The 18,444-nt window shown below is 36.4% G+C and carries 19 protein-coding genes; 13 read left to right on the top strand and 6 right to left on the bottom strand.

Going from position 1 to position 18,444, the window contains the following annotated elements; genetic code table 11:
- Nucleotides 1-27: 27 nt before the first annotated feature.
- Genes NF867_RS16915 through NF867_RS16905 form a run of 3 tightly spaced genes read right to left on the bottom strand, consistent with a single transcriptional unit; the run spans nt 28 to nt 1,299 of the window.
- Nucleotides 28-327, bottom strand: a complete 300-nt coding sequence (locus NF867_RS16915) for a rhodanese-like domain-containing protein (RefSeq protein ID WP_252589578.1) — start codon at nt 325-327, stop codon at nt 28-30.
- Nucleotides 327-1,097, bottom strand: coding sequence for a PASTA domain-containing protein (locus tag NF867_RS16910; protein ID WP_252589577.1), 771 nt, complete (start codon nt 1,095-1,097; stop codon nt 327-329). Before NF867_RS16910 ends, NF867_RS16915 begins: the two co-directional genes overlap by 1 nt.
- 58 nt (nt 1,098-1,155) lie before the next feature.
- On the bottom strand, nt 1,156-1,299 hold the full coding sequence (locus NF867_RS16905; RefSeq protein WP_252589576.1) for a hypothetical protein: 144 nt from the start codon (nt 1,297-1,299) through the stop codon (nt 1,156-1,158).
- A gap of 74 nt (nt 1,300-1,373) precedes the next feature.
- Between NF867_RS16905 and NF867_RS16900 the strand changes: the two genes are divergently transcribed.
- Nucleotides 1,374-2,357 (top strand): D-alanine--D-alanine ligase, encoded by a 984-nt coding sequence (locus NF867_RS16900; RefSeq protein WP_252589575.1) that lies wholly within the window; start codon nt 1,374-1,376, stop codon nt 2,355-2,357.
- A gap of 69 nt (nt 2,358-2,426) precedes the next feature.
- Here NF867_RS16900 and NF867_RS16895 read toward each other — a convergent pair whose 3' ends face one another.
- A complete protein-coding gene (locus NF867_RS16895; RefSeq protein WP_252589574.1) occupies nt 2,427-2,846 on the bottom strand; it encodes an acyl-CoA thioesterase in 420 nt (139 codons plus the stop codon).
- 343 nt (nt 2,847-3,189) lie between these two features.
- Here NF867_RS16895 and NF867_RS16890 point away from each other — a divergent pair, with 343 nt between their 5' ends.
- The 4 genes from NF867_RS16890 (at nt 3,190) to NF867_RS16875 (ending at nt 7,463) form a co-directional block, all read left to right on the top strand.
- Complete coding sequence (locus tag NF867_RS16890; protein ID WP_252589573.1) at nt 3,190-4,164, top strand: hypothetical protein; 975 nt, start codon at nt 3,190-3,192, stop codon at nt 4,162-4,164.
- Nucleotides 4,154-6,190 (top strand): RecQ family ATP-dependent DNA helicase, encoded by a 2,037-nt coding sequence (locus NF867_RS16885; RefSeq protein WP_252589572.1) that lies wholly within the window; start codon nt 4,154-4,156, stop codon nt 6,188-6,190. Before NF867_RS16890 ends, NF867_RS16885 begins: the two co-directional genes overlap by 11 nt.
- Nucleotides 6,191-6,478: 288 nt before the next feature.
- Complete coding sequence (locus NF867_RS16880; protein WP_252589571.1) at nt 6,479-6,679, top strand: dihydrofolate reductase family protein; 201 nt, start codon at nt 6,479-6,481, stop codon at nt 6,677-6,679.
- 61 nt (nt 6,680-6,740) lie between these two features.
- Nucleotides 6,741-7,463, top strand: coding sequence for a glucosamine-6-phosphate deaminase (locus NF867_RS16875; RefSeq protein WP_252589570.1), 723 nt, complete (start codon nt 6,741-6,743; stop codon nt 7,461-7,463).
- Nucleotides 7,464-7,589: 126 nt separating this feature from the next.
- On the opposite strand, the gene NF867_RS16870 is transcribed toward NF867_RS16875, so the two are convergent.
- Nucleotides 7,590-8,108 carry a hypothetical protein gene (locus NF867_RS16870; protein ID WP_252589569.1) on the bottom strand — a complete coding sequence of 173 codons (519 nt, stop codon included), beginning with the start codon at nt 8,106-8,108 and terminating at the stop codon, nt 7,590-7,592.
- Nucleotides 8,109-8,262: 154 nt separating this feature from the next.
- On the opposite strand from NF867_RS16870, the gene NF867_RS16865 reads away from it, so the two are divergent.
- From NF867_RS16865 to NF867_RS16835, 7 genes are all read left to right on the top strand, one after another.
- Nucleotides 8,263-8,733: a hypothetical protein gene (locus tag NF867_RS16865; RefSeq protein WP_252589568.1), complete on the top strand. Its 471-nt coding sequence runs from the start codon at nt 8,263-8,265 to the stop codon at nt 8,731-8,733.
- Between the two features lie 98 nt (nt 8,734-8,831).
- Nucleotides 8,832-9,101 carry a 30S ribosomal protein S15 gene (gene rpsO, locus NF867_RS16860; RefSeq protein ID WP_014680096.1) on the top strand — a complete coding sequence of 90 codons (270 nt, stop codon included), beginning with the start codon at nt 8,832-8,834 and terminating at the stop codon, nt 9,099-9,101.
- Between the two features lie 214 nt (nt 9,102-9,315).
- The gene (pnp, locus tag NF867_RS16855) at nt 9,316-11,502 is read left to right on the top strand and encodes a polyribonucleotide nucleotidyltransferase (RefSeq protein ID WP_252589567.1); all 2,187 of its coding nucleotides are present in this window, start codon (nt 9,316-9,318) and stop codon (nt 11,500-11,502) included.
- 207 nt (nt 11,503-11,709) lie between these two features.
- Nucleotides 11,710-12,381, top strand: coding sequence for a ribulose-phosphate 3-epimerase (rpe, locus tag NF867_RS16850; protein WP_252589566.1), 672 nt, complete (start codon nt 11,710-11,712; stop codon nt 12,379-12,381).
- 388 nt (nt 12,382-12,769) lie between these two features.
- Nucleotides 12,770-13,837, top strand: coding sequence for a 3-phosphoserine/phosphohydroxythreonine transaminase (serC, locus tag NF867_RS16845; RefSeq protein WP_252589565.1), 1,068 nt, complete (start codon nt 12,770-12,772; stop codon nt 13,835-13,837).
- 27 nt (nt 13,838-13,864) lie between these two features.
- The gene (locus NF867_RS16840; RefSeq protein ID WP_252589564.1) at nt 13,865-14,815 is read left to right on the top strand and encodes a D-2-hydroxyacid dehydrogenase; all 951 of its coding nucleotides are present in this window, start codon (nt 13,865-13,867) and stop codon (nt 14,813-14,815) included.
- 442 nt (nt 14,816-15,257) lie between these two features.
- On the top strand, nt 15,258-16,130 hold the full coding sequence (locus NF867_RS16835) for a C1 family peptidase (RefSeq protein ID WP_252589563.1): 873 nt from the start codon (nt 15,258-15,260) through the stop codon (nt 16,128-16,130).
- Nucleotides 16,131-16,261: 131 nt separating this feature from the next.
- Here the strand turns inward: NF867_RS16835 and purB are convergent, their stop codons facing one another.
- A complete protein-coding gene (gene purB, locus NF867_RS16830; RefSeq protein ID WP_252589562.1) occupies nt 16,262-17,605 on the bottom strand; it encodes an adenylosuccinate lyase in 1,344 nt (447 codons plus the stop codon).
- Between the two features lie 207 nt (nt 17,606-17,812).
- On the opposite strand from purB, the gene NF867_RS16825 reads away from it, so the two are divergent.
- Nucleotides 17,813-18,439, top strand: coding sequence for a TetR/AcrR family transcriptional regulator (locus NF867_RS16825; RefSeq protein ID WP_252589561.1), 627 nt, complete (start codon nt 17,813-17,815; stop codon nt 18,437-18,439).
- Nucleotides 18,440-18,444: the final 5 nt, after the last annotated feature.

Here is an 18,444-nt window from a genome sequence, read left to right as displayed (position 1 = left end):
TTGCTGTAGTTTGGTTTAGCTGATTGATTAATTAGTTAGTCTTTTGATTGAAAGTATTCCTCCTTTGAGGTTACGTACATTGGTAAAACCTGATTGTTCCAGTAGCTGAACAGCCGTTTTACTTCTGATTCCATGCGCACAGATCAAGATCAATTCATCTTCTGAATCAAAATCCAAATCCTCTATTGTACTGGTGAGCTTTCCTAAAGGAATATTTGTTCCACCGATATTAAATGTGTGAAATTCCAGTTGGTTTCTAACATCAATTATATGAAGTGATTCACCTTTATCTATTCGCTCTTTTAATTCAGCTGCACTAATATCCATTATTCCTGATGCAAAAATATATTGATCATCGATCCTTGTTGAATGGTTGTTGTATCTCCCAATACGTACGGCGGATCTTGCTTGTAAACTTTTGCCTGAGTTGAGTCAGATATTTCTCCATCATAAGTAACTTTACCCAATAGCAATGAATTACCTCTGATGGTAAATATGGCCTCTTGTAATGTTAAACCGGTTAAGTCGGGAATATTGATCGACGCAGCGCCAAATCCATTTCCCAAAACCAGGCCAACAGTGGCGCCTTTAGGTAAACCGGTGCCGGCATTGATGGTCATGCCACGGTAGGTAACGCCCAAAACAACATCTTTAGCAATGTCTGATTTGTAAATCATTTCACCCATTTTTAGCCCATAACCTTCAATAACAGCGCGAGCCTCAGTTAAGGTTTTTCCTTCCAGATCAGGCAGTTTAATTTCAGGGGGAGTGAATGACTGTATCAATAAATAAACTGTACGGCCTTCTTTAACCTCTGTTTTAGGGTCAGGGTCTTGCTGTACAATTGTTCCTGGGATTTTACCCTGTATAAATACGGTATCTACTTTAAATTCTATATTTCCTGAAGCTGTCAAATCCTCGGCTTGTTTAACAGTTAATCCCGATAGGTCTGGTAAGGTTAAACTTTCTCCATGTTTGGTAAATACTCTTAACGAAAATATTGCGATAAATACCAGCAGAAATACCAATAAGGCTGCAAATATTAGATTTTTACGAAATTCTGGAGTTAGTAAAAAGGCGAAAAATTTCTTAAACATGTAGTGCTGTTATAAAGTTCTCAAACTTAATTAAAGTTTTATAAAAACCTAAATAGACCTAACCTGCAGAAAAGCCGCTAGGTTCATAAAATTGCCGTAAAAAAACAAAATTGTTTTGTGAAATTTTAGCCATTGCAGGTAAGGTGCTTTGATCCAAAGTTTTAATTTGTCGGGCAAATAAAATGCGTTTGTTTTTCTTCATTTCAAACGCTTCAATAGGTAATTGGATTATATTTGCTCAAACCAAAAAAAGACAATCATAGAATTTAGCAATCCATGAAAAAGACAATAGCTTTACTTGCCGGAGGTTATTCTGGTGAACACGTGGTTTCTTTGAAATCGGCAGCTCAAATTGAGAAAAGCATTCCTGCTGCTAAATACAATGTTTATAAGATCATCATTACCCGCTCAGGCTGGACGTATATCGATGCTTCTGGGCAGGCTTATGAAATTGACAAAAATGATTTCTCGTTAACTATTAATGGTCAAAAAATAAAATTCGATTGCGTTTTTATTGCCATTCATGGAACCCCTGGAGAGGATGGAATGTTACAAGGTTATTTCGAAATGCAGCAGATCCCCTATACCACTTGTGATAGCTTCACTTCGGCCTTAACATTTAACAAAAGCTATACAAATTGTGTTGTTGGTTCAGCGGGTGTTAACGTGGCTAAATCATTACAATTGTTTAGTGACCAAACTTATAGTACCAATGATATTTTGTCGAAGCTCAAACTACCGGTATTCGTTAAGCCAAATAACGGAGGGTCGAGTTTAGGTACTTCAAAAGTAAAAGTTGCGGAAGAATTAGCCGAGGCTATTGAGCGCGCCTTTAAAGAAGACGGTCAGGTGCTGGTGGAAGAGTTTATTAAAGGTCGTGAGTTTTCATGCGGGGTGGTAAAGCGTAATAACGAAATAACCGTATTGCCGGTAACTGAAATTATTAGTTCAAACGAGTTTTTTGATTTTGAGGCTAAATATACTCCAGGTTTAACTCAGGAAATTACACCTGCTGATATTGATCCTGAAACACTTAAAGTTGTTCAACAAAACTTAAAAAGGTCTTATGCAAGGTTAAACTGTAGGGGAGTGGTTCGTATCGATTTCTTCTTGCAGGATGGAACCAATGAGTTTTATTTCCTTGAAGTGAACACGGTTCCTGGCCAAACAGAAACTAGTTTAATTCCACAGCAAGTGGCAGCAATGGGATGGGATATTAGCGAATTCTACGCTTCGATAATTGAAGAAGCAATGAGATAAATTTTAGAATTACGGATTTCGGGTTGCGTTTTAAAAATTAACCCGAAATCCGTAACTCGAAATCAATAATTAAATAGCGTACTTCTCAATGATCCACTCAGGAATAACTTCCGACCTTCCAGTCTTTGTATTTACCATCGTGTAATCAAACCAGCCACTGCTACATAATTTTCCAGTTTTATTACGATGGATTTCAAACCCAACTTTCAGATCCTTTTTTGCAATACTGATGATCCAGGTTTTTACGGTAAACACATCTCCTAGCAACAAAGGACGTTTGTACTCAACAAAAGCCGTATTGATCACCCAGCCATAATTCAAAGCCAGAAACTCTTCCATGGGCATTTTATAAAAACGCTCCATCTGATCATAACGGGCAGCCAACACATAATCGAAATATTTACTGTTATGAACGTGATTGTTCATATCTATATCATCGGGACGAACCTTTAGTTCACTTTCAAATGCTGTATATTGTTTTTCACTCATGCTTTAATTTTTCTGAATTGCAAAATTAAGGGAAAAGCAGGAGAGAATTTCCGGCTTTAGTTTTTTATTGTTTAGGAGGATTTACTTGTCATAGTAAATGAGCGATTTGTATCAGTTTTGAAATGGGAGAGAATCTGCTCACGACAATTTAGATATAGAAAAAATAGTTATTTTGGAGGACAGAAGCCGTTGATTTGTTATGATTGAAAATGAAGAAAGGATTCAGTTAAATGAAAAATACACGCAACTAAACTTAAAATAAATACAACGAGTTGCATAAAGCGACTCGTTACTGGCAAGTGTAAAGACTACCACTCAAACAACAAACTGACAAATAAGAAATATGTATTATCCGAACGACATAGAAGAAATTTGCTACGAGCAAGAACATATAGACAAGGTTTGGGAAGAAATGAAACAAATCATTCCCGAATATTTTCAGCGATATATTGACACTGAAGGCGGACACGGTATTCAAGACAGCGAAGCAGAAAAACTTGCTACAAAATTTGGTTCAACTTCAAAACCAAAAAACAAACCGAAAGAAACCAAAAAAATATTAGATAGACTAATTAAAGAAGCAATTGATGACTTTAATAAGGAACGTCAACCCTATTTAGATATTCTTGACTTGGAATCACTTGAAGAATACAAACACGATGTAAACTCTTTTAAAAACACCATCCTAAAAAATCAAATACCAATTATCCGCAAAACACTTCAAAACAAACAGGCAAAAGAACTTGACAAATTTAGAGCTGCCTTTAATACAGCCCAGCCAGGACATTTGTTTGAAGTGACTTCAAACATTATCAAGTTGGCTAATGAATGGAAAAATGACTGGTATGATGGTAAAGAATTTGAAAAAATCGACAACTGCGATGATTTAGGTTATTATGACTTAGATGAAGAAGGCTGCACTGCTTTTGGAGTTATTGGTGGTGGTATAAAAAGTGAATTTATATTCAAGCTATTCCCAGAAATGTATCCTAGTCGAAGTCGAGAAGCTGTTTGGTCATTATATTATTTGAGTAGCAAAAAGAAATTTGGCTGTAAGGAAGATTCTCAATTCTTGATGATAAACGCTGACGAAGGAACAACTCAGCAAAATTATTTCTACCCCTACGGACTTTTCGCATTTTATGCACTACGAATATTTAATAAACTCAAAGAATTATATGCAAAACACGGAATTAGTTTGCCAATAGAATACAGATTTGTTGCAGTTGACAGCTTTCTATCTTTTGTAGCAAGAACACACCAAGAAGAAATAAACGTCTTAAAACAAAATTCTCTAAACTACCATTATGACTACTAAAGCTGTTGAAGTTTTTGAAAAGGAATTTCCTGCCTTAGCAAGACAGTTTTCTCTAAAACCTTTTCAAGAGAAAGTAATCAATCAAGTTATCTCGAACGGTTCAACTTTGGCTGTAATGCCAACAGGTGGTGGAAAATCATTGATATACTGGGTTGGTGCTAAAGCGTTAAAAGGAACCTGTTTGGTGGTTTCTCCGCTAATCGCATTAATAGATGAACAAGCCGAAAAACTTACAGCCTCCGGCTGTAATGTTTTGGCTATTCACGGTGGTATGGGTGCTTCTGAGCAAATTAAGCAACTCAAGGCATTCGCAAAAGGTGAATCCAATCCTGATTTTATTTTTGTCAGTCCTGAAAGAATGTCTACAGATGGATTTTTTGAGTATTGCATTTCTTTGCAAAAGGACAAGATAAAATTAGTTGTAATAGATGAAGTGCATTGTATTAGTCAGTGGGGCTTTGATTTTAGACCATTTTATAAGCATATACCAACTTTTTTAGAATCCGTTTTTGAAAATCAGCGACCAAAAGTTCTTGGACTTACTGCGACCATTAACCCAAGAGAGCTTATTGACGTAACGAATGATTTTCAAATTAATAAACAATCAATATTAAAAGATGATGTTCTTCTTCGTTTTGACATTGATTTGAAAGTTGAAAAACTAACAAATGAAGATGAAAAACGAGAAAGGATTTGGGAGATAATTGATGACCACAAAACCGAAAAGGTATTAGTTTATTTGTATCGCAAATATCACAAAGGAGGCGTTGAAGATTTATGTGAAGTCGCAAATCAGAAAGGTTTTAATGCTTTGTCCTTTCACGGAGATATGACCAGTTCTGAACGGCAAAGAATAATATCAGAATACAGAGAAGGTTCGACAAACCTAGTTTTTGCTACTAACGCTTTTGGAATGGGTATTGACATTCCTAACATTCGTGTTGTAATTCATTTTATGTTGCCCGAATCTATTGAACAATATTATCAAGAAATAGGAAGAGCAGGCCGTGACCAAAAAGGAGCAACAGCATATATGCTCTATTCCAACAAAAATGTTCAAGTTCGAAAAACTCACTTTATTGACAAATCTTTTCCAAACCAAGATGAATTAAAGCACCTTTTTACCAAAGCCACAAACAATGAAGTAGGAAGAAAAACACTTCAATATTTTTCGGAAGAAGAATTACAATCTGCATTACCATATTTCTTGAATTGCAATGCTATATCAATTGACGGAAAAGGCTTCACAAACTTGAAAGTTTTTAAATCAAACTCAAATTCTCGTTTAAAAGAAATTGTTGATTCTTCAAAAACAGGGATGGTAATCCCCGTTTTGGCAAGGTCGGAGAATGCAGGTTTATCTTGTAAAGAATTTTTCAATATCACTTACAAAGCACTGGTTGACGAGCAAGCAACTTTAAGCAAAAACCTTGATAAATGCTTGTTAATAAAAGCAACCGAAGCAGAATTGACAACAGAGCAAATTGAAAATATAAATAAAGAGACAGCTAGAAAGAAAGAATACAAGCATAATCTTTTAGACTATCTTGTTTATTTGCTTGACAACTTTGACAGTTCACAATCATTACACCAAGAAATAGGCAGATACTTAGGAGTAAATAAGCATTTGCTTGGAAAAATACATAAGACAGAAAACGGAATTTGGGTTCGTTCTAAATCAGAAGTAATTATTGCAAACATTCTATACCGTTCGGCTATAGACTTTCAATATGAAGAAAAACTCTACTACAACGAAAGCCAATGGAAAGAACCAGACTTTACAATTAGACATAACGGTAAGACTTGGTTTTGGGAACACCTTGGACTATTAGGTGACGAGCAATACAACGAAAACTGGCAAGAGAAAAAGCAAATTTTTAAAGACCTCGGAGTATTTGACAATGTAATTACAACAACAGAGAGTGCAGTATTGAGTGACAAAGCAAACGACTTAATTAAGAAAATAAAAACGGGCGAACAATCACAACAGAAAGAACACCAGCCAGTAAAAACTAAGCGTTCGTAGTGTCCGCAGGAAGAGCGATGAAGGCTGTGTTGAACGGAATCTTCGGTAGCGGTGGGTCTTATGGACTTGTCGTAGGAGGTATTGAAGAAATTGGAAGCAGGAGGAGTGTCCTGCTTTTTTTTGAGCCTTTTTTCAGGTGAAAATGGCCATGTTCGTTCGCATAGGGAGTAAGTTCCCTTACCCGAAACGATTGGTTTTTACAGGGAAGTAAATTTTGGCCCTCGCCATCGGCAATCTGGTACGTTACGGTTATTGTTTAGGAACTTTCAAATTCTAATGTGAAACTGAATGAGAAGAGTAATACTAAATGTAGCAATGACACTTGATGGCTTTATAGAAGGCCCCAATGGTGAGCTCGATTGGCTTGTAAGGGATGATAAAATAGATTTTGGCGATATTCTGAATGAGATCTTAATATTTGTTGCATACGGCCGGTCTGCGCCCCTTGTATTATTTGTACTTTTAAATGATTCCTTCGTGAATACATAAAAATAACAACGGATGCATGGGTGAGAAAGGACGTTTCTGAAAATCACTATTCAAATTATCCATGAAAATTATTGTAGCCGATACATACGAAGACTTGTCGCTGCAGGTGGCAAATGATGTGGTTCAGTATTTAAGCAAGGCTGGTACGCCTTTATTCTGCCCCGCTTCTGGAGATACTCCGGCGGGTTTATATGCTGAATTAGTAAAACAACAGCAACAAGGCATTATTAACACGTCGAACTGGCGATTTGTGGGCTTGGATGAATGGGGAGGAATGAATGGCGAGGATGAAGGCAGCTGCCGATTTTATTTAAATAAACAGCTCTTCTTTCCAATCCAAACCCCTGAAGAAAACATTGTTTTTTTTAATGGGAAAGTAGAAAATCCCATTGTAGAATGTGAACGTATAGAGGAATTTATCGACCATCATAAAGGCATTGATGTAGTTGTGCTGGGTTTGGGTATGAACGGGCACATAGGTATGAATGAACCTGGAACTTCTTCTGATTTATATTCACATGTTTCCACACTGGATACGGTGACGCAAGAAGTGGGTCAAAAATATTTCTCATCACAAAAAAAACTGTTAACCGGATTAACCCTTGGTGTTGCCTCTATTATGGACGCCAAACATGTGATATTGATGGTTAGTGGCGAAAAAAAATCTTCCATAGTGAAAAAAGTAATTGAAGGAGCGATTACAACGGAAGTCCCTGCAAGCCTGCTTCGTAACCATCCGAGTTTTTGCATTTATATGGATAATGCAGCCGCGGGTTTGGGATAACATTTAGAAACAAAAAGGGGGTGAATGAGTTCAATTCAAAATGCTTATAACGAAAAATCCCAGTTTCCATTCTGAAACCGGGATAATTATTCAAAATCGTCAACTTATTTCAGGAGAAATGTTTAATCAATGATGATGTTTTTTGCCATGGCCATGCCCACGATCATGATGTCCTTCATAATGTTCTGAATACCGAACTTCATCTCTCCATTTACCATTTTTCCAATGTCCAGGAGGGATGTGACGATACCGGTCTTCATGACGGCAATATTCTCTGTAGGTTACCTGACGAGGTCCGCAGTAGCCATATGGATAACGGGCTCTATGCGTGCTGAAATACCGATAAGGATTCGCTCCATTATACTCAAGCACAACCTTATAACCGGCATATAGATCATAATTTCGATAACGAGCAGGCAATGAGGAAACCCTTACCCAGGCGTTACCATTATTGTAGATAAAATGGGCGTCAACAACATCATAATAACATTCAACATCCGGTAAATAATAATAACGAGCCTCGGTATAACCATAAGGAGCCCACATTGGCGGGGTGCCAATGCTAACATTTACAGATACTTGGGCCGCTGACCTTGAACAAACTAATGAGACGAGAGCAACAATCAAAAACACAACTTTTTTCATATCATTTCATTTTATTACTAATAAGTGCCAAAAACAACACCATTAGTTGCTTAATAACACGTTTATTACAATAAACTAAATTGAAAGAAAGCCCTTATTCTCTTCTGAAATTTATTTACCTTGTGATTATCAATAACTTAACATTTTATTCGTTATGAAAAAACTTACGCTCTCTCTCTTTGTATCATTATTTGCTGTTTTTATAACTCAGAAAAGTTTTGCCCAAGATGCTAAATCGCAATTGGAAGTAACACGGAGTGCACTGCAAACCATGAAACAAGATGTAGTTTCTCAGGCTATGAATCTAACCGAGGAACAATCAACTGTTTTTTGGCCTTTGTATCGTGAATTTCAAACAGCAAAGGCCTCATTAAATGATCAAAGTATTAAGCTGATTGAAGATTACGCTAAATCTTATGATACAATTACGGATGATGAAGCGCTGGCTCTTACTAAACAATTTCAATCAATTCAAAAGCAGCACCTGTCACTTGAAAATAAATACATTAAAAAATTTCAGAAAGTTTTACCAGGTAAAGTGGTGGCAAAGTATTTTCAAACGGAAAATAAACTCGAGGCAATTGCTAAATATGATTTGGCAGGTTCAATACCATTAATAAAATAAACAAGTATTAATTGAGGGCTGCTTTTCGTTTTCCGTTATTTAGTTTTATCTTTGCACCTCAATTAATTATTTGTTTAACGCTTTAATACCATTCAAGAATGTATTTAAGTTCAGAAGTAAAGAAAGAAATCTTTAAAAAACACGGCCAGAGTGAAACTAACACTGGTTCTGCAGAAGGTCAAATCGCGTTGTTTACGCACCGCATTAAACATTTGACTGAACACTTAAAGAAAAATAAAAAAGACTTTGGTACGCAGTTAGCCGTTCAGAAACTAGTTGGTAAACGTCGTTCACAATTAGATTATCTAATGAAGAAAGACATTGCTCGTTACCGTGCAATTATCAAAGAACTAGATTTAAGAAGATAGTTTAAGATTTTATTGAAAAGAGCCGTCTTTTATATCCGACGGCTCTTTTTCTTTTACTTCTACTATAACTTATCAGGCTTAACATTCATTTAAGCATTGTGATAAGTTTTCATCATAGGATAAATAAAAGTCCCTAAATATAAATCGCGGTTAACCAGATAAGTATTGAAGTTTTACTTATTTTTAATCGCAAATAAGTTGTAGAAAAATAAATATGTCGCAAATTGGAATTACAAAAACGTTTGATATTGGTGATGGAAGACTAGTATCAATCGAAACAGGTAAACTGGCTAAGCAGGCTGATGGCAGTGTAGTGGTGAAAATGGGTGATACCATGTTATTGGCTACTGTTGTTTCGGCTCAAGAAGCTAAACCAGGTACCGATTTTTTACCGTTGTCTGTAGATTATCAAGAAAAATATGCATCTGCCGGTCGTATTCCTGGTGGTTTTTTACGTCGTGAAGCTCGTCTTTCCGATTATGAAGTATTAATTAGCCGTTTAGTTGACCGTGCATTACGTCCTTTGTTTCCTGATGATTATCATGCTGATACTCAGGTAATGATCAGCTTGATTTCTGCTGATAAAGATATTATGCCGGATGCATTAGCTGCATTAGCTGCTTCTGCTGCAATTACTATCAGTGATATTCCATTTAATGGTCCAATCTCTGAAGTTCGTGTTGCTCGTATCGATGGTAAATTTGTTGTAAACCCTACTATTAAAGAATTGGAATTAGCTGATATGGATATCATGCTTGCCGGTTCTGCAAAAGACATCGTAATGATGGAAGGGGAGATGAAAGAGTGTTCAGAACAAGATATGATTGAGGCGATTCAAGTTGGCCACAATGCTATCAAAATTCAGGTTCAGGCTCAATTAGAATTACGTGAATTAACAGGCAACAAGCCTAAACGTGAATATAACCACGAAGACAATGATGCCGATCTTAAAAACCGCATCAGAGAAGAACTTTATGCTCAAATTTACGAAGTAGCTAAAGGTGGTACCAGTAAAGATGAACGCGGAGTTGCTTTTAAAGCAGTACGTGATGCCTTTATTGAAAAAGTAACTGCTGAAAAAGGCGAAGATGGTTTAGATGAGGTAACGAAAATGCTTATTAAACGTTACTATCACGATATCGAAAAAGAAGCAATGCGTAATATGATCTTAAACGAAGGTGTTCGTTTAGATGGTCGTAGCGTAACTCAAGTTCGTCCTATTTGGTCAGAAGTTGATTATTTACCTGCTGCTCATGGTTCAGCTGTGTTTACTCGTGGTGAAACGCAATCTTTAACAACTGTAACATTAGGTGCTAAAGATGATGAGCAAATGATCGATGGAGCTATTTTCTTCGGTTATAACAAATTCTTATTGCATTATAATTTCCCTGGTTTCTCAACTGGTGAAGTTCGTCCTAACCGCGGTCCGGGTCGTCGTGAAGTGGGTCATGGTAACCTTGCCATGCGCGCATTGAAACAAGTATTACCTGTTGAAGGCGATAATCCTTATACTATCCGTATCGTTTCTGATATTTTAGAATCTAACGGTTCTTCATCAATGGCTACCGTTTGTGCTGGTACTTTAGCCTTATTAGATGCAGGTATTAAGCTTAAAGGATCTGTTTCTGGTATTGCAATGGGGTTAATCTCCGACAGTGAAACCGGTAAATTCGCTATTTTATCAGATATCTTAGGTGATGAAGATCATTTAGGTGATATGGACTTTAAAGTAACCGGTACTGCTAATGGTATTACTGCTTGCCAAATGGACATTAAGATTGACGGTTTATCATACGAAACATTAACTCAAGCATTAAACCAAGCTCGTGAGGGCCGTTTACATATCTTGGGTGAAATGAATAAAACCTTATCTGCTCCACGCGAAGATTACAAACCTCATGCTCCACGTATTATCGAAATGTTGATTCCTCGTGAGTTTATTGGTGCTGTAATAGGCCCAGGTGGTAAAGTAATTCAGGAAATGCAACGCGAAACTGGCGCAACCATCAATATCGAAGAAGTTGGCGAATTTGGTAAAGTTCAAATCTTTGGTACTGAAAAAGAAAGTGTTGACAGAGCGGTGGCTAAGATCAAAGGAATTACTACAGTTCCTGAAATCGGCGAAGTTTATGAAGGTACAGTTAAAAACATTCAGCCTTTCGGTGCTTTTGTTGAGATTTTACCGGGTAAAGATGGTTTATTGCACATTTCAGAAATTGACTGGAAACGTTTTGAAACCATGGATGGCGTTTTAGAAATTGGTGAGAAAATTAAAGTTAAATTGCTTGATATCGATAAGAAAACAGGCAAACTTAAATTGTCACGCAAAGTTTTAATCCCTCGTCCTGAGCGTCCGGCTGGCGAAAAGAAAGAAAACACCAACAACAATCAGCCTCAATAAGCTGATAAATGCAAATACGAAAACGCCTTGGCTTAGCTAAGGCGTTTTTTTTGTCTTTATATTCTGGTTTATAAACAATCAATGTTTAGAGTTATTGCAAGTTGAATTTTGATTTAATCTACTTAATGAACAATACATTGAGTACTTTTGCGCCAGAATGAAAAACACATTATCAATTAGGATAATTTGTTTTCAAAACAAAACAAAATGAAACATATAATTGCTCCTTCAATTTTATCGGCTGATTTTGCCAACTTACAAGATGATGTAGAAATGATCAACGAAAGCAGCGCCGACTGGTTTCATGTGGATGTTATGGACGGTGTATTTGTACCGAATATATCATTTGGATTTCCGGTGGTAACCGCTGTAAATCATCATGCTAAAAAACCATTGGATGTTCATTTGATGATTGTTGACCCTGATCGTTACTTGGAAGATTTTAAAAAAGCAGGTGCTTCTATTTTAACCGTTCATTACGAAGCTTGTACTCACTTGCATCGTACTGTAAGTAAAATTAAAGAGCTGGGTATGAAAGCAGGGGTAGCCCTTAATCCGCATACTCCGGTAAATGTTTTAGAAGATATTATCAATGATCTTGACTTGGTACTGATCATGTCGGTAAATCCTGGTTTTGGCGGACAAAAGTTCATTGAGAATACCTATGAAAAGATCAGAACCTTACGTCAATTATGCGAGCGTAAAAATGCCACTGTGATCATTGAAGTTGACGGAGGCGTAAATAAACATAACACAGCTGCATTATTGAAAGCAGGAGCTAATGCCTTGGTGGCAGGTAATGCTGTTTTCTCAGCCGAAGATCCTATTGCAGAAATTGCCGAATTAAAGAAAATAAACATCGAAGCTCTACAAGCCTAATCGGTTTGTCATAATTTTGAATCTTGTTTTTATAACAGTTAAGAATTTATCGTAATAAGAAGATAATCAATTGTATAAACAGGATTTGGTTTTAAATCTATTGATTATATAGATTTTGAGTTTCGGATATATCTACCTTGTTTGATTTATTTATTCATTAGTAAGGAATAGCTTTGTTCCTAAAATCTATTTGATATTTGATTGAGATATTCCGTTATTGATATGACGGAATATCTTTTTAATTTTTTCATCATAAGCACCTATTTATTCTAATAATTGAACTTTTTTTAAAATATTAGTTTATAATTGATAAATTTGTCAATAATAACTAGTAATTGTTAGAAATAGCAATGTTAAACTGTTAAATTAATAATCTTAAGTAAAAATCATGAAACACAATTTCGGAGCCGGTCCTGGTATTTTACCGCAGGAAGTACTTAAACAAGCTGCAGAAGCAGTTTTGAATTTTAATAACAGTGGATTATCGATTTTAGAGATATCCCATCGTACTGCCGACTTTGAATCCGTTGTTTCCGAGGCTTGTAGTTTAGTTAAAGAATTACTGAATCTTAATGATGATTACGCCATCACCTTTTTGCATGGTGGTGCAAGTACTCAGTTTGCTATGGTGCCTTATAATTTATTAGGAGAGGGAGAAACAGCGGCTTATCTGGATTCAGGAACTTGGGCTAGCAAAGCAATTAAAGAGGCTAAATTTTTTGGAAATGTAAACGTTGTGGCATCATCTAAAGAGGCAAACTACACTTATATTCCCAAAGAGTATTCTATACCAACTGATGCAAAATATTTCCATGTAACATCGAACAATACTATTTACGGTACGCAGTTGCATGAATTCCCTGAATCACCAGTTCCATTGGTGAGCGATATGTCGTCTGATATTTTCAGCCGTGTATTCGACGCCAATAAATTCGGGTTGATCTATGCTGGTGCACAGAAGAACATGGGTGCCGCCGGTGTTGCTTTGGCTGTAGTTAAAAAAGAGCTTTTAGGTAAAATTGAACGTAAGATTCCTGCAATGTTTAATTATCAGTTACATATTGATAATGGATCAATGTATAACACGCCTCCTGTATTTGCTATTTATGTTGCAATGTTAACCTTGCGTTGGGTGAAAGAGCAAGGAGGTGTGGCAGCTATGGAAAAAATCAATAACAAAAAAGCTGCTACTTTATATGCTGAGATTGATAGAAATCCATTGTTTAAAGGTACTTGCGCAGTTGAAGATCGTTCAAGAATGAATGTATGCTTTGTAATGGACAATGCCGACATTGAAAAAGAATTCCTTGACTTTGCTAAAAAAGCTGATATCGTAGGGTTGAAAGGTCATAGAAGCGTTGGTGGTTTCCGTGCATCTATTTACAATGCATTACCTCAATCAAGTGTAGATCATTTGGTAAGTATAATGCAGCAATTTGAGCAATTAAAAAAATAATCGAACTAAATTTTCATTGACCTATATATGGCAAAAATATTAGCAAACGATGGTATCGATCCAATTGGCAAAGCCATGTTGGAACGTGCCGGACATACCGTTGATACACAAAACATTCCTCAAGATCAATTGGCTTCACGTTTAAATGAATACGATGCTATCACCGTTCGATCGGCAACTAAAGTTCGTAAAGATTTAATCGATGCTTGTCCGAACATTAAATTAATTGGACGCGGTGGAGTTGGTATGGACAATATCGACGTTGAGTATGCCAGAGGAAAAGGCTTGGCTGTTGTTAATACGCCTGCTTCTTCATCTCTTTCTGTAGCTGAATTAGTTTTCGCACACTTATTTACTGGGGTACGTTTTTTACAGGATGCAAATCGTAAAATGCCGGTAGAAGGCAACACTCAGTTTAATGATCTAAAAAAAGCTTATACAAAAGGAATTGAGCTTCGTGGTAAAACCATTGGTATTTTAGGCTTTGGACGTATAGGTCGTGAAGTGGCAAAAATTGCATTGGGTTTAGGCATGGAAGTTTTAGCCTACGACTTATATGAGTTTAATCCTGAAGTTGAGCTTACTTTCATGGGCGCTTCAAAAGTTAAACTTCATGTTAAAGTAGCTACCAAAGAAGAGTTGTTGAAAAACAGTGATTTCATTTCAGTGCATACGCCGGCGGTTGAAAAACCAGAGTTAGGTGCAGAAGAATTCGCACAAATGAAGAATGGAGCCTTCGTTGTTAATGCATCTCGCGGTGGGGTAATTGACGAATCGGCATTATTGACGGCTTTAGAAAGTGGCAAAATTGCATTTGCAGGTTTGGATGTTTTCGAAAACGAACCTAAGCCATTAGGAGCATTGTTAACTCATCCACGAATTTCCTTGACTCCGCATATTGGAGCATCAACTGTTGAAGCGCAGGAGCGTATTGGTACTGAATTGGCCAATTTGATCATCGACTTCTTTAAAAACTAGAAAGATTTAGTTTAATATATTGCAGGCTGCCCAAAAGGCAGCCTTTTTTTATGAGTTTCTATGAGAAATAAAGTGGCTGTCTACAGATTTTAAAGGCGATTGCCGCTTTTTTGTGCCTTTATTCTAGTCCAGACTTCATTCCTGTTTATACTTTCTGTCACTTCTTTATAACAGATTAGTTGTAGTTGGCTGTAACTCGGTTGTTACAATTAATGAAATATTAACAGGTATACAACAGATATTGATAAAAACTTTAACATACACTTAACACAAATTACATTTAGAGTATCATAAGGAGTTAAAAATCATGTTTTTATAAATATTATGTAAATATTGAAGGAATACAATAAAAAGAAATTTACAATTAAGCCAAAGGTATTGTTAACAATCAAGGAAGCCGAAAATTGTATAGAGTAGGCATAATTTACTAACCAATTTAAAAATGAAAAAAAGCTTTTACCTTCTAAGTGCAGTTGCCTTACTAGCTGTAGCTTCTTGTCGCAAAGAAAGCGATTCCATTAATCAACCATCGGAAAACACTCACCATGCCTTAGGCTTATTATTTCAAACTGCTGAAAAGTATAACAGTTTTCAGAAAATAGATGTAAATGCCCTAAGAAAGAAACGAGTGGAAGGTGTAAACGCAACAGAAGATGTTCCTACTAGTTATTTTATTGATATGCCAACTCCTGGAGATCAAGGAGGTGAATCATCATGTACATCATGGGCAACTGCTTATGCTGCAACAAGTTCATTTGAGCATAATTTTGATGGTATGGCTTATCCTGCAGCACAAAGAAGCCCTGCTTATGTTTACAATCAAGTTAACTCATCGAGTGATTGTAGTGCGGGTACTTACTTTTCTGACAATTTAAACGTTCTAAAAAATCAAGGAGTGTGCAGCCTTACTGAAATGCCTTATCAGGATGGTTTGTGTAACATTCTGCCTACGTCTCAACAAACTCAAGCGGCTAGTACACATAAGATTACTAGCTGGGGAACAGTTAATTATAAAAATATCACTGATGTAAAAACACTTGTGAGCTCAAATGTACCAGTGCTAATTGGATTTACGGTTGATGACAGTTTTTATAACATGGGTAAAAGCGGTTGGGTTTGGAAAAAGAAATCTGGAAGATCATATGGAGGACATGCCGTAGCGATAATGGGCTATGACGATGCCAAGCAGGCTTTTAAGGTACAAAATTCGTGGGGAACGGGCTGGGGCTTAAACGGTTACTTTTGGATTGATTATGGACTTTTAAGTTCAGGTGCAACTAATCCTGTTTATGAGGGTTATGCAGCCTACAATTAATAAGAAATAAAAGTTAGCTAACCAGGCTTTGATTTCTTAAAAAATAATACCCTTTAAATAGGATCAAAAAACGCGGCTGTTCATTATTGAACAGCCGCGTTTAAATTATTCTGATAAATTTATCGTTGAAATTAATAACCTGTATATGAGTGTGGACTAAACATGCGCAACTCTTCTTTAACAGCATCACTTACATTTAGGCCATCAATAAAATTCTTGATACTTTTTTCGTTAATCTGCTCGTTGGTACGAGTTAATTCCTTTAACGCTTCATATGGTTTAGGATAACCTTCACGACGAAGTACCGTTTGAATTGCTTCAGCAACAACCGCCCAGTTATTGTTTAAGTCGGTATCTATGGTAGCTTTATCTAACAATAACTTGTTGAGTCCTTTTAAAGTGGCTTTAAAGGCAATTACTGTATGAGCTAATGGAACTCCGATATTACGTAATACTGTTGAGTCGGTTAAATCACGTTGTAGACGAGAAATAGGAAGTTTTGCAGCGAAGTGCTCTAGCAATGCATTGGCAATACCCAGGTTTCCTTCAGAGTTTTCGAAATCGATAGGGTTAACCTTGTGAGGCATAGCCGATGACCCAATTTCTCCTGCTTTGATTTTCTGACGGAAATAATTCATGGAAATATACGTCCAGAAATCACGGTCAAGGTCAATTAAAATATTGTTGATACGTTTAAGATTGTCGCAATGAGCGGCAAAATTATCGTAATGTTCAATTTGAGTGGTTAATTGTGAACGATGCAGGTCTAATTGTTCGTTAACAAAATTATTCCCAAAGGCAATCCAATCGGTAGCTGGATAGGCTGCTTTATGCGCATTAAAGTTACCGGTAGCTCCTCCAAATTTTGCAGAGTATGGAATTTGTTTGAATAAGTTTAACTGAGCTTCAAATCGCTCAATGAATACACCAATCTCTTTTCCCAGTTTAGTAGGAGAGGCCGGTTGTCCGTGTGTACGAGCCATCATCGAAATTTCAGCCCATTCATCACGTAATTCTTTTAAACGAACAATTAATTTATTGAACTCTGGTAAATAAACGCGCTCAATAGCATGTTTAAGCATTAATGGAGTCGCCGTATTGTTTATATCCTGAGACGTTAAACCAAAGTGAATAAACTCCTTGTACTTTTCTAAGCCCAGGTTATCGAATTGTTCTTTGATAAAATATTCAACGGCTTTTACGTCGTGGTTAGTTGTTTTCTCGATCTCTTTTATTTGTTCAGCATCATCCTCACTAAATTCATTATAGATAGCCCTTAACTCCTCATATTTCGATTTATCGAAGTCAGCTAATTGCGGAATAGGAAGTTCACATAAAGCAATAAAGTATTCAATTTCAACACGAACGCGGTATTCGATTAAAGCGGCTTCTGAAAAATAAGCGGCAAGTTCATGAGTAGCATTTCTATAGCGGCCATCAACAGGGGAGATTGCCGTAAGTGTATTTACCAACATAAAAGGAACGATTTTTTGAAAGCGCAAAGATGCCAAAAAATCAGGAATTTATTTGCATAACCTGCATTTCCATTTTATCTAAAGCGATTATTAATGGTTGAGTTTCTAGGGTGTTCAAACATTTATTGTTTAATACATGTAAAAATGGTGTGACGGAAACATTGGAAACTTTTGAGTTTAAAATTGTTTCCATAGTTTTGATATGAAATGGAAAAAGAAGAACTCCAACGTCAGCGAATACTCGAAGCATCTTATAAGTTATTTAGTACTTATGGAGTAAAGAGTATAACTATGGACGATATAGCCCGTGAGTTGGCCATGTCGAAAAAAACCATCTATCTCTATTATAATGATAAAGATGATTTGGTAACACAGTTAATGAGTACTGTTCTTAAAACTCATCAGGATGAAATGTCGTCATGCGAATTGAAAAGTAAAGATCCGATCCATGAGATCTTTTTGATGCTCGATCAGATTGAAAAAATGCTTCGACCGGTTAATCCAAGCATGTTTTATGATTTGCAGAAGTATCATTCAAATGCCTGGAGTTTGTTTGAGGAATTTAAGAATGAGTACATGTACAACTGCATTCTGAAAAATCTCAAAAAAGGTGTTGATCATGGCATTTATCGAAAAGAAATTAATCTTGAAATTTTGGCTCATACAAGAGTAATACAAGTGTCGAGTGTTTTTAATCCACTTTATTATCCATCAACTCGCTTTAATATCAGTGATGTACAATATCAGCTCACCGAACATTTTATGCATGGGGTTGCAACACTTAAAGGCCATAAATTAATAAACAAGTATTTACAAGTAACCGAAGAAGAATAAAACAA

It is taken from the genome of Solitalea agri, from assembly GCF_023914155.1.
Classification (GTDB): Bacteria; Bacteroidota; Bacteroidia; order Sphingobacteriales; family Sphingobacteriaceae; genus Solitalea; species Solitalea agri.
This window is presented reverse-complemented; position numbering and strand designations above follow the sequence as displayed.